Raw genomic sequence first — 9,866 nt, forward strand, 5'->3', positions numbered from 1 at the left:
ATAAGATCCCATCGGAAAGCAGTTGCAATCCGGGTCAATACCTGTCCGACTTCTGTCATGTCCTTAGCCCTGAAAACCAGCCATGTCAGGCTGATGATATTAAAGGTGATGAAAATGGAAAGGAATCTTCCAAAAACCTGTTTTTTACTCTTTTTCAGGCGTTTACGAATATTTATTGTCCAGAATCGATGTCCCACGAGCAGAATTCCGTGCAGTCCTCCCCAAATGATGAACCGAATGTCAGCACCATGCCAGAGGCCGGTAAGCAGGAAAGTAAGCATTCCGGCAAAAAGATAGATTAAAAAATCAGTTCTGAAGAAAAAATACTTTTCTTTTTTCAGGCGTGAGGAAACAGCCAGTGCAAGGGGCATAAACAAAAAATCACGGAACCAGTTGGTAAGGCTGATATGCCAGCGTTTCCAGAAATCTGTAATGTTTTCGGCCTTATAGGGAGAATTAAAGTTGACAGGAAGACGGAATCCCATTAAAAGAGCGACTCCGATGGCAATATCAGTGTAGCCGGAGAAATCGCAGTAAATCTGAATACCATAGCCATAGACAGCCATCAGGTTTTCAAAACCTGTGTAGGATGAAGGCATGTCGAAAACACGGTCAATAAAATTAAATCCGATATAGTCGGCAATGACGATTTTTTTTATCAAACCTGTAATAATCAATAAAACAGCCCTGTTGAAGTCTTCTGCAGTCAGATGAAAGGGCTGCTTCATCTGGGGTATGAAAACAGACGAGCGGGTGATAGGGCCTGAGACCAGTTGCGGGAAAAAGCTTACAAAAAAACCATAGTCCATAAAGTTTTTTATAACATCCACCCGTTTTTTTGTCAGCTCGATGATATAGCTCAGGCTCTGAAAAGTATAAAAAGAGATACCAACAGGAAGAACAATACGGGTAATATCGAAATCGGTACCGAAGAAAGTATTGGTAAACTGAGAAAAAATATTGACCGGGGTTATACTATGATGAAGCATAGAGGAGAAAATACCAGCAAAAAAGTAAGTGTATTTAAAATAGCCAAGTATACTGAGGTTAACAAGAATACTCAGCCACATCAGTAGTTTACGCCCTGATTTTGAAGAAGTTCTGGCAATCAGAAGTCCGTTGGAGTAGTCGAAAACGGTGGTAAAAAGCAGGAGGAGAAAATAAAAGCCACTGGTTTTGTAATAGAAATAAATACTGACAAGGAAGAGGTAAGCATTTCTGAGGTTTTTACGGTCGTAAACGGCACAGTAACCGGTATAAACTATCAGGAGAAAAACCCAGAAATACATCTGAGTGAACAGTAGTGGCCTGTCGCTCTGGTAAAAAAAGATATGTTTCAGAAAGTCGTTCATCTGGATTTATTTCTTTCAAGAAAGTCGTCATAAGCTTTTACAAAGGCTTCAAACATCAGGTCGCCCTGCAGAATATATCCGTTGCGGTTGAGGTGTAAACGGTCGGCATTGGTCAATCCGTTTTTATTCCATTGGTTAATAGATCCGAAACCACCCATGAGCATATAAAAATCCCAGACAGCCGCGTGATGTTTATCAGCCAGTAAACGGATGATTTTACATGCTTTTTCATTATTGGGATTCAGATACTTATTACCCCTGTAACTGTCTCCCGGAGTGGTCAGCAAAACCGGAGTTTCGGGAAAAACAAGCCTTATTTTGGTCAGCAGCGAATCGTAGTAAGTGAAAAACATTTGTTCATCAAAAGATTTAGCATAAGCATCATTGGTCCCCAGCGAAATAATAATCCAGTCGGGATTAATGGCCTGTAATTCCTTACTGAAATAGGTACATTTCAAGAATGCCCTTGTATCGGCACCATTAACTCCCACCGAGCTGTATGTGATGCCCGGATCATTGTTTTCAAAAGAAATTCCATGCAGGATAAATGGTTTATTGATGCTATCTGTTCTCGTTATCAGCAGGTCGATACGGTCGAGGTAACTGTCAAGCAACAGCTCGGTATAACCTTCATCAACTTTATGATTTTCAATGATATTACCATTAAAATTACTTAGGCTGAAATGGACAGAAACTTCCTGAATATTATAGAATATGCGTATTTTGTTAAAAGTCAGCAAAAGATAGGAACTGTTATTAAAGGAAATGCTCAGGTCGGCAGGATTGCTGAGAGTGCTGATACTGATACCCGCCACACCCAGTTCACATACGGGTGAAACTGAAACATTACGGCACCTTTCCCAATTAGTGGAAGAGGAAGATTTATAATCGGGAGGGCCGTTTGTCTTTGCAACCGAATAAGGAAAAATAAAGCCTCTCCCTGAAACGGTGTTCTGAAAAAATTCCTGCATCCTCTTACGCATTTCACCGGGGAAAAAATCGGCCTGAATGTGTGAGTCTCCGAAATGAAAAATCTGTATCTGCCCTTCTCCTTTCAGAATCAGCCTGTTAAATTTGCCAAACAATCGGTCATAGTACTTCATGCTGTTTCCCCTGAAATCGAAGTAATTCTGGCTATATTGGATGAAATCATATTTTTCCGGGGAAAAAGGGTAGTCCTGTCCGTGTAATGACCATCCTAAAAATAGAAAGAAGGATAAGCTAACGATATGATTAATTTTTGCCATTTCTGGTTTTAAGAGAATCTGATTTTGGGATGACAATGGTTTTCCTCGATTTTATATAATCTTCATATTCAGCGAGTAAGGCATTAATAAACATTTGGGCGATGATTCTTGCTCCTTCCGGATTGAAATGGGTGAAGTCGGTAGAAGCCAGAGGAGGATTGGCAAACACCCAACTGGGCATGGAGTTTTTACCGCCCATTGCTTCGTAGGTATCCCAGAATCCACATTCTGCCCTGAAAGCAGCATTTCGCTGTGCATCACGTATTTTTTCTATATTTGGCAGGCTTTCATATCCTCCTCCTTCTTCACTCTTGCGTGCCATATCTGAAATGCCAATCACAATAATACTCATCTGAGGATTTGATTTTTTCAGGCTGATCAGGTTTTTATAAAGCCATTCCTCATAAAATCCATAATCTTCCACAATATTTGGAGCGACATTTACCCCGAATTGTAAAATCAGCAACCTGACCTTTTCGCTCTGATAAAATTTTGACAAAAGTTTCAGGTCAGTACGGTTAAAATCGACCCCTGAACTTCCTCTCATTGGAATATTGTCAACAGCAATGCCGCTGGAGTTATCGAGTGAAAGGCCATAGACCACAGGACTGGTGCCCGACCTGAATTTAACGGTGATCTCTGAAGGCCTTTCCCTGAAATAGCAGGTGTATTTTTTCAATTCATAAAAAGGAGGAAGCGTATCGACAACCATCAGATTTTCTTTATTATACACTTCGATGATCAGGGGCTTTTTGTTTTTTCCGAGGTAGATCGACAAATGATCAAAGTCTCCCGTGCGAGAATATGCCCTTGAAGAAGGAGTCAGCTTCACCCATGCGCTTGTCATCATGCTGTCGTTATCTGAACTGTCTATTACGGAAGTGGAAAAACGGCAGAATGAAAGCATAGGGCCAAACTGTTTTCCGGTTTTGGTTGTATCGTGGCGGCCAAAAATGGTGTATCTTGACCAGTTTGGGGAGCAGCTTTTATTGACAGACAGCGTAGGCGTTACATCCAGCACGGGTAAAAGTCCTGTCCCTGAACCACCGAACAGGCTCTGAAGATTGTAGCGTATCGTACCGCTCATCCGGTCGCCTTCTATCTGAGAATCACCATAATGCATGATACGTATTAATTCGGGTTCATTTTTGAGTTGAAACAATGCTTCCAGAAACTGAAAAATAACACTTCGGTTATTCCCTGGAAATTGCAGACGGTGTAGTTTTGCCCGCATTTCAGCACTCAGGTTGGTGTCGATTTGGTCAGGATATTGATTTATTTCAACTACTCCGGTATCGCTTCCTCTGATTATCTTACTGATATCGGTATAGGTAATGGTTTTTGGAAAGATAATATTTTTTAACCCGGGAAATTTCAACTGAACAGAATCTGTTACTGAAATGCCGTTTTTTGGAAAAAAATATGCAATAACCAATAGAAACAAATAAATCAGACTCATAAATCCTAATATCCTGACTGGTTTCATCAAGATGGGTTTAGGTTATTTCTTTGGAATTTTCAGCTTTTGACCGGGTTTAAGGCTTCGCGAGTTGGTGATGCCGTTTAGCCGCATAATTTCCTGCTCCGTTACGTTTGTATACAACTTTGAAATTGACCAGATGGTTTCACCCGATTTGACAGTATGATAAAAATACTGTCCGGTGTAAGCAGGTTTTTGTGTGTTGGCTGATGGTGATTTCAGATTTTGTTTCTCATCAAAACTCATGGTATTGATGTTTTTATAGTAAGAGGCTTTACTTTTTGGAACATAAATTACAAGTTTTTGTCCCGGACGAATCAGGTTGCGGCTGAGGTTGTTCCATTGCCTGATAGAACTGATACTGACATCAAACCAGGTAGCTATGTATCCGAGATTATCTCCCGTTTTAACAGTATAATAAACGGCTACAGTATTGGAAGGTTTTTCGGGTTCCCGTGGGGTGTAGGTTTTTACCACCGGTTTCTGAGGTTCAGGCACTATTATGGTATCGGAAGTGGTATCGGCTGCTGGCTGTTGAATATTATAGATACTGTCTTCCAGATCTATAAATAATGGGCCGAAGTTTACCGGCAGCCTGAATGGATACTGTTTGGTTTTTGCCGGGATAATATCCGTTTTATACTGCGGATTTAAATAACGGAGCTGGTCAACAGGGAGGTTAAGTAAGTCAGCAATGCGGGAAATGCTGGCCTCGTTTCTGACCATTACAGTGTCGGTAATCAACGGAATATCAATGGGTTTCTTTTGAAGATTATGTTCTTCATAATAATTCATCAGGTACAATGCTGCAATAAAGGAAGGAACATAGCCGCGGGTTTCCATCGGGAGATACTTGTAAATTTCCCAGAAAGTATTTTTCCCGTTTGCTCTTCTGATGGCTTTGTTGACATTACCCGGACCGCAATTGTAGGCAGCTATGGCAAGACTCCACTCTCCGTAAAGTGAATACAGCTCGCTCAGGTATTCCGCAGCCGCATAGGTTGATTTCAGGGGATCTCTTCTTTCATCTACAAAGCTGTTGATCTCAAGGTTATAGATTTTTGCAGTGGTGTACATAAACTGCCAGATGCCGGTAGCGCCTGCCCGTGAAACTGCATTCGGATTTAAAGCAGATTCCACTATCGACAAATATTTCAGTTCAAGGGGTAGTCCATAAAGTGACAGCACTTCTTCAAACATGGGGAAATAATAATCTGTCAATCCCAGCATGGCTTCAACAAAATTCCTTTTTTTCAGTGTGTAAACATCGATATATGCCCTCACAATTTTATTGTATTGCAAAGGAATCACTGAGGAAATATCGTTCAACCTTTTTTCAATAACTTCATCAGGCTCAACAGGAATCTGATCTGATTTTTTTGCCCCGTTTGTTTTGCTCTGAAGTTTTAATGCCTGTCTGATATAATACAGATTGGCAAGACTGTCGAGATTATCCAGAAACTGCGTTGTAATGATGGGGTCTGTTCCTATGGTATCCGGATTTTCCTGTGCCAGATTTTCAGTAGGAATAAGAAACAGAATCAGTATAAAAGTGGCGAATAGAAAACGCATGGTTCATTTTTTTCAGCCCGCAAGCTAAGGATTTTTTGTTATGCAATTGAAAAGATAATATTGGCCAACATTGTAGAGATTTGCCGAACAAAAGGTCAGGATATGTTGTCATGGTTTGTCGGGTAAAACATAAAGCCTTTTGACTGAATAATTGAAGTTGTTGGTGATTTTAAGCAAGTAGAAACCCGGCTTTAAGTTAAACCCGGCCAGAGAAACCTGCTTTTTTTCTCCGGGTTCGACAATTTTACCCAGATCTCCCGAATCATAAATAACCCTACCTGAAAGATCAGTGAGGGTGATGTTTTTTATATAAAGTTGCTCAAGAAACTGAATCTCAAATGTTTCGGAGATTGGGTTGGGCATGACGATGAATTTGGTGCCTTCTTCGAAAGGAATATTTTTTTTGATGAGCAAATTACTTGCTGAAATAATATGATAATAGGGATCAAAAATCAGTGTATCGGCCTGAAAGGCCAGGTCGATATCGAAAATCTGGGAATTGTACTGAGGATATAAAACCAACAGGCTGTCCTGATACAGCCCTTTTGCCAGCAATGGAACAGGGTTGCTGAAAAAACTGACCGATGGATGTGAAGTAAACTGTTCGATCATAATCGTCAGGTGGTTTTTGACAGGGTAATAAGTGATTTTGTAAGATGGAAAGCCTTCTCCATAAATCCAGTTTTGAAAGAAAGAAGACAGATCCTGACCCGACACCTGTTCAAAATGCTTTCTCAGGTCATCGGTGCGGGCATAACTAAAGCGTAATGAAGGGTCATTGAGGTAATTTCTGACAGCAGTAAAGAAGGCAGATTCGCCCAACATAAAACGAAGCATGTTAAGCACCATGGCACCTTTCTGGTAGGAGAGGCGGTAATTAAACACCCTGTTGACGCTCATGGTGTCGCCTGCAGGCACAAAAACAGAGCCTCCAGGCTGGGAGGTAATGCTGCTTATTCTGTCGCGAAGCAGGTTGAGATAGGTTTGTGGCGTTTGAAAACGTTGAGTTACCAGGCCATCGCAAAAGGTAGCAAAACTTTCATTCAGCCAGATGTCCTGCCAGCTGTTGCAGGTGATATAATCGCCAAACCACTGGTGAGCCAGCTCATGGGCAACCAGCATCTCACTGAAATGCCCCATGAAACTCATGGTCTGATGTTCCATGCCTCCGTTACGCCCAAACTGTGCATGTCCGTATTTTTCTTTATCAAAAGGATAGAATCCGAATTTTTCGATGTAAAACTGCATCACATCAATGGTATGCTGGATGTTGCTGCGAAAACCTGCTACAGATTCAGGATAAATGTAATTCAGTATTTCAAGAGATTTATTGTCGTAAAATACCCAGTCTGAAAACCGGGTATAGTTTGTTACAGCAATGGCAACCAGATAGGCAGCTATCGGATAACGGTGTTTCCAGTGGCAGTAATAATATAAAGAGTCCTCATTTTCAGAAACAAGAATGCCATTACTGGCCGCCAGATTTCCTTTCAGGGTTTTAATAAAAATGTCCACTGAATCTATTTTATCATTGAGGCTATGTTTGCATGGCCACCAGTCGCGGCTGCCATAAGGTTGCGAAAGTGTCCAGATGATAGGGATATTACTGTTATGAATATCTTTTACAAAAGAGCCTGAGCCATTGTTTTCAGGTTGACCGTGATAGAAAACGGATATGGAGTCCAGCTGGTTTTTCCTGATAAATACGGGAAGTGTAACTCTCAGAATACCAGATGTTTTATGCAGAAAAGCAATTTTTTCTCCATGAAAAATAACAGAGTCAACAGTGAGGTTGTGTGTGAGTTCAAACTCAAGAAAATCAATGCTGTCGTTGACTGCCTTAAAAAGCGACATTACCTCACCTGTAATGTAATATTCATTGGGATTGACAAACCACGAGAGCCGGTGATATTTCAGGTCGTAATTTTCTGCAAATCCGTTACCACGGTAAGTCTCAGAAAGATGGTTCAGAGAATAAAGCTGCCGGAGTGGATAATCACAGTCATTTTCCTGTGCTGTAATTGAAGAAGTCAGGATAAAAAGAAAAATATAGATGGCAAGGATTTTCTTCAAAGCATTAATTTTTCTGCAAAGTTAATCCTGCCCGGAATTTCCTGAAACAGTTATCTTAACAGCTTCATCTGCTTTTCAAAAATTCGCTGAAATGACCGTAATTATTGTCCAGACGTATATAATGTTCTTCTTTCTGGTCAAGAGCGGAAAGGCTTTCAGGCAACTCAGGTTCAAATCCAAGCAGGCTGACAATTTCTTCCGGAAATTTTGCCGGATGTGCCGTCTCAACTGAAACGCATAACTTGTTTTCATTTTCAGGATGTTTTTGAAGAAAATCTAGCAATCCTGCCCAGCCTACAGCCCCGTGAGGTTCCAGCAAAAGATGGTGTTTCTCCCATGCTTCAACGATGGTCTTTCTGGTTTGTTCATCGTTAACAGAAAGGGTGTAAATATCTTTTTTCATCTGAATAAGGGAGGGGAGAACCGACACATTTGCCTGATGATCCATCATTCCCGAATAAAAATCGAACAATCGTGCCATATTGGACGGATGACCTACGTTCATGGCTGTGGATATGCATTTTCTCGAGGGTGAAATAATCCTGTAATCAGAAGTTTGAATAAATACCGGAAAGACATCATTGCTGTTCGTGGCAATCACAAACTTTGATGCAGGGAGCCCCATTCCTTTTGCTATCATTCCACCCATCATGTTACCAAAATTTCCGGATGGCACCGAAAAAATAATCCTGCCATCGTCTGACTTCTCTCTTAATCTTGAATGGGCATAAAAATAATAAACCGACTGTGGCAGCAGCCTGCCGATATTGATGGAATTAGCTGACGATAACCTGAGGTCTTTTAAGGATTCATCCGCAAAAGCCTTTTTTACCAATGCCTGACAATCATCAAAATTTCCTTTGACTGCGATGGCTGTAACATTTTCACCAAGCGTGGTCATCTGCCTGCGCTGGCGGTTGGTAATTTCATTGTCAGGAAAAAGTACTACGACATCAATGTTTTCCATTTTATAAAATGCACTGGCAATCGCTCCACCGGTATCCCCGCTGGTGGCAGTCAGGATGGTCATCTTTTCATTGCTTTGCCTGAGAAAATAGCTGATGAATCTGGCCAGCATCAGGGCACCAAAATCCTTAAACGAAGCGGATGGCCCCTGATCGAGACGCATGACATACAGATTGTTATACACATTTTCAAGAGGAACTTCAAACCGGTAGGCATCTTCTGTCATTTGCTGCAATGATTTTTCATCAATCCCGGAGGCATAGTTTTTCAGGACGTGAAAAGCTATTTCGTGATAATTCATATCAGAAAAACCGGAAATCACAGCTTCAGACAGAGGGACAATAATATCAGGCATATACAGGCCTTTATCGGGAGCAAGCCCTTCCAGAACAGCTTCCCTGAAACTAACCTTACGGCTCTGTCGGTTGGTCGAGTAATACAAAACCATCTTTTAAATTTTGAAGTTCGAAAAATCAGATTTTGTCTAAACTTTGGCTTAAGTCGGCTATTATATCAGCCGGATCTTCTATGCCCACAGAAATACGGCAGAGGCATGGCTTGATGTCGGCCAGTTTACGTCCTTCTTCACCTTGCTGCTGATGCGTGGAAATGGCATTCAGTGTGGCCACTGTTTTAACGCGTCCCAGATCGGTTGCCCGCCAGATCATCTTCAATCCGTCATAAAATCTTCGGGTATTGACAGAATCATAAGGATTATCTTCCTTTATTTCGGCAGCGAGCATGAAACCATACATATTCTCATCAGTATCAGCCAGTTTCATGTATTTTTTTGCAATGTCATAAGCCGGATAGCTTTTCAGACCGGGATAATAAACACGGCTTATTTTGGGATGATTTTCGAGAAATTCAGCTACCTGCATGGCTGTACGGCTCATCTGGGCTACCCGCATCCGTAGCGAACGGAGGTCGTTCAGGGTAAGAATAGCGTTCATCGGGCTTATGGCCGGGCCGTTGTCGCGGAATGGCCAGAATTTAGCCCATGTGGCAAAGTCAGCTTTCATTTCATCACTGCCCACTTTGCTGACGATGTTTTTTCTTGCAGCAAGCAGTCCGATAATGGAATGGCCGCTGGCAGCAATTACTTTCGAGGCTGATTGGATGACAATATCAGCGCCAAGGGTTAGTGGGCGGGTTAATGCAGGTGAGGCACAGGTG

Annotated in this window: 7 protein-coding genes; all 7 read right to left on the minus strand. The window is 41.6% G+C overall.

Features of this window, described 5'->3' with window-relative positions; translation table 11 throughout:
- Positions 1–1,352: MBOAT family protein (locus GX437_02580; protein ID NLJ06536.1), on the minus strand; the 1,352-nt coding region annotated here is incomplete at its 3' end.
- Positions 1,349–2,599: a hypothetical protein gene (locus tag GX437_02585; protein ID NLJ06537.1), complete on the minus strand. Its 1,251-nt coding sequence runs from the start codon at positions 2,597–2,599 to the stop codon at positions 1,349–1,351. The genes GX437_02580 and GX437_02585, both read right to left, overlap by 4 nt.
- A complete protein-coding gene (locus tag GX437_02590; GenBank protein NLJ06538.1) occupies positions 2,586–4,085 on the minus strand; it encodes a hypothetical protein in 1,500 nt (499 codons plus the stop codon). The genes GX437_02585 and GX437_02590 overlap by 14 nt, the downstream gene beginning before the upstream one ends.
- Before the next feature lie 15 nt (positions 4,086–4,100).
- Positions 4,101–5,651 carry a LysM peptidoglycan-binding domain-containing protein gene (locus GX437_02595; protein NLJ06539.1) on the minus strand — a complete coding sequence of 517 codons (1,551 nt, stop codon included), beginning with the start codon at positions 5,649–5,651 and terminating at the stop codon, positions 4,101–4,103.
- A 108-nt stretch (positions 5,652–5,759) separates the two neighbouring features.
- Entirely contained in the window at positions 5,760–7,724 is a 1,965-nt protein-coding gene (locus tag GX437_02600) for a T9SS type A sorting domain-containing protein (protein NLJ06540.1), read from the minus strand.
- 64 nt (positions 7,725–7,788) lie between these two features.
- On the minus strand, positions 7,789–9,138 hold the full coding sequence (gene thrC, locus GX437_02605; GenBank protein NLJ06541.1) for a threonine synthase: 1,350 nt from the start codon (positions 9,136–9,138) through the stop codon (positions 7,789–7,791).
- Positions 9,139–9,163: 25 nt separating this feature from the next.
- Positions 9,164–9,866, minus strand: a 703-nt coding sequence (locus tag GX437_02610) for an O-acetylhomoserine aminocarboxypropyltransferase/cysteine synthase (GenBank protein ID NLJ06542.1), incomplete at its 5' end; no start/stop codon positions are given.

The sequence above is a fragment of the Sphingobacteriales bacterium genome (genome assembly GCA_012517435.1).
Lineage (GTDB): Bacteria > Bacteroidota > Bacteroidia > CAILMK01 > JAAYUY01 > JAAYUY01.

Coding starts and splice junctions, on each gene's coding strand:
- GX437_02585 (NLJ06537.1), bottom strand. CDS start 2,599: ATGGCAAAAATTAATCATATCGTTAGCTTATCCTTCTTTCTATTTTTA.
- GX437_02590 (NLJ06538.1), bottom strand. CDS start 4,085: ATGAAACCAGTCAGGATATTAGGATTTATGAGTCTGATTTATTTGTTT.
- GX437_02595 (NLJ06539.1), bottom strand. CDS start 5,651: ATGCGTTTTCTATTCGCCACTTTTATACTGATTCTGTTTCTTATTCCT.
- thrC (NLJ06541.1), bottom strand. CDS start 9,138: ATGGTTTTGTATTACTCGACCAACCGACAGAGCCGTAAGGTTAGTTTC.